The organism is Streptomyces europaeiscabiei (assembly GCF_001550375.1).
GTDB classification, from domain to species: domain Bacteria; phylum Actinomycetota; class Actinomycetes; order Streptomycetales; family Streptomycetaceae; genus Streptomyces; species Streptomyces europaeiscabiei.
Genome location: NZ_LRTR01000588.1, coordinates 1 through 2,744 on the forward strand (window position 1 = coordinate 1; position 2,744 = coordinate 2,744).

The window sequence follows — 2,744 nt, forward strand, 5'->3', positions numbered from 1 at the left end:
CGGCGGCCGGCAGGACGTACGCGACGAGCCTGCGCACCCCGGGCGTGTCCTCGCGGACCACGACGGCGGCCGTGGCCACGTCGGGGTGGTCGGCGAGCAGTGCCTCGATCTCGCCGGGTTCGATGCGGAAGCCGCGCAGCTTGACCTGCCCGTCGGCGCGTCCCAGGAACTCCAGGGAGCCGTCGCGGCGGCGCCGGACGAGGTCGCCGGTGCGGTACATGCGGGTGCCGGGCGCGCCGAACGGGTCGGCCGTGAACCGCTCGGCGGTCAGCCCCGGACGGTTGAGGTAACCCCGCGCCAGGCCCTCGCCCGCGAGGTACAGCTCACCGGTGACCCCCACGGGGACGGGCCGCAACAGCTCGTCCAGGACGTGGGCGCGGATGTTGTCCAGCGGCGCGGCCCAGCGGCCGGCGCCGTCGCTGTGCCAGCCGTAGGCGTCGACCGCGCTCTCGGTGGGCCCGTACAGGTCGTGGACCTGGGTGCCGGGCAGGGCGCACAGCCGATCCCACAGCAGGGCCGGGGTCGCCTCGCCGCCCACGGCGATCACGCCGGGGAGGTGGGCGCCGGGCTCCAGGAAGCCGTGGTGGATCAGCTCCCGGAGGTAGGTCGGGGTGACGTCGAGGAAGTCGATGTCCTCCCGGCCCAGGTACGCGAGCAGCGCGGCCGGGTCGGCCATCACGGCCTCGTCGGTGACGTGCAGTTCGTGCCCGGCGAGCAGCCAGATCAGCGGCTCCCAGGACCCGTCGAAGCTGAACGAGGCCGCGTGCACGGCCCGCAGCCGGTCGCGGTCGAGGGACCGTTGCGCGGGTTCGATCAGGTCGTCGCGGTGGGCTGCGAAGAGGTTGCTCAGACCGCGGTGGGTGCCCACGACTCCCTTGGGGGTGCCGGTGGAACCGGAGGTGAAGATGACGTACGCGGTGCCGGTGGGCGCGGCAGGCGCGGCGGCCGGTGCCTCGTCGCCCACGGGGTCCGACTCGTCGATCGAGTCGATCGAGTCGATCAGGACGACCGGGCATCCCTCCGGCAGTTTCGCCGCCAGCTCCGCCGTGGTGAGCACGCACAGCGGGGCCGCGTCGCGGAGCATGAACTCCAGCCGGTCGGCCGGGTATTCGGGGTCGAGCGGCAGATAGGCGGCGCCGGACTTCAGTACGCCGAGGAGCGCCGGGACCATCAGGTGCCGGGGCAGGGCGAGTCCGACCACGCGCTCGGCGCCCGCGCCGCGCCGGAGCAGGTGCCGGGCCACAGCGTCCACCCGCTCGCCCAGTTCCCGGAAGGTGAGCCGGGACACCCCCGTGGTGAGAGCGGGCGCGTCGGGCCGGGAGCGGACGACGTCGTCGAGGATCTCCGGGACGGACCGGGTCTCCACGGGCCGGGTGGTGTCGTTCCAGACCGCCGTCTCCTCCTCGCGGGTGAGGACGGCGAGGGACCGCAGCGGACGGGCCGGCTCCGCGACGACCCGCTCCAGCAGGTTGAGCAGCCGCTCGGCGAGCGCGGCGGCGGTCTCCTCGTCGGTGAGGTCGGTGGCGTACTCCAGCAGGAGGGCCATGTCCTGGCCGGGGCCGTGGTCGACGAAGGTGAAATCCAGGTCGAACTTCGCCATGCCGTTGTCCATGTCGAACCACTGGGTGGGCATCCCGAACAGGTCGGGGTCGCCCTCGGGCCGGTGGTGGTAGCCGAGCATCACCTGGAAGAGCGGGTTGCGGTCGGCGGTCCGGACCGGGTTGACGGCCTCGACGACCCGGTCGAACGGCACGTCCTGGTGCCCGAACGCGGCGAGGGCCGCCTCCCGCACCCGGCCGAGAAGATCCTCGAAGGACGGGGTGCCGGACAGATCGGTGCGCAGCACCAGCGTGTTGACGAAGAAGCCGACCAGGTCGTCCACCGCGCTGTCGGTGCGCCCCGCGATGGGCGCGCCGAGCGGGATGTCGTCCCCGGCGCCCAGCCGGTGCAGCAGCGCGGCGGTGGCGGCCTGGAACAGCATGAACATACTGACCTGGTGGGTGCCGGCGAGGTCGCGCAGCGCGTCCCCGGTGGAGCCGGGGAGCGTGGCGCGGACGACGGCCCCGTGTCCGGTGGCGCGGGCCGCCCCCGGCCGGTCCAGGGGTAGTGGGATCTCCTCCGGGAGCCCGCTCAGAGCCCCCGTCCAGTAGGCGAGTTGCGCCTCCTCCACCTCGGCGAGCAGACGCTCCTGCCAGAGGGTGTAGTCGGCGTACTGCACCGGCAGCGGAGCCCACTGGGGCGCCCCGCCCGCGGCGCGGGCCGTGTACGCGCGGTGCAGGTCGGCGAGGAACGGGCGGTCGGACCACTCGTCGGTGGTGATGTGGTGCAGGACGACGGCCACCACATGATCGTCGTCGGTCAGCCGCAGCACCTCGGCCCGCACCGGAAGGTCGGCGCCCAGGTCGAACGGGCGGCGCTGGGCCTCCTCGATCCACTCCGCGAGTCCGGTCCCGGAACCCTCCGCCAGGCGGAACTCCGGCTCGGCCTCACCGGGCGCCGCGATCCACTGGTACGGCTCCCCGTCCGCCTCCACGAACCGTGTCCGCAACGCCTCATGACGGTCCGTCACATCACGGAGGGCGGCACGCAGGGCGTCGAGGTCCAGGGCGCCGCGCAGCCGGAACACGAGCGGGAAGTTGTACGCGACACCGTCACCGGTGATCCGCTCCACGAGCCACAGCCGGCGCTGGGCGGCCGACAGCGGGATGCGGGCGGGCCGCTCGGTGGCGGGCTCGAGGACCGGG

Annotated in this window: 1 protein-coding gene; it reads right to left on the reverse strand. The window is 73.8% G+C overall.

Annotation, left to right across the window (positions count from 1 at the left end):
* Positions 1-2,744 (reverse strand): non-ribosomal peptide synthetase (locus AWZ10_RS28210; RefSeq protein WP_159058368.1); only part of this gene is annotated, 2,744 nt, incomplete at both ends.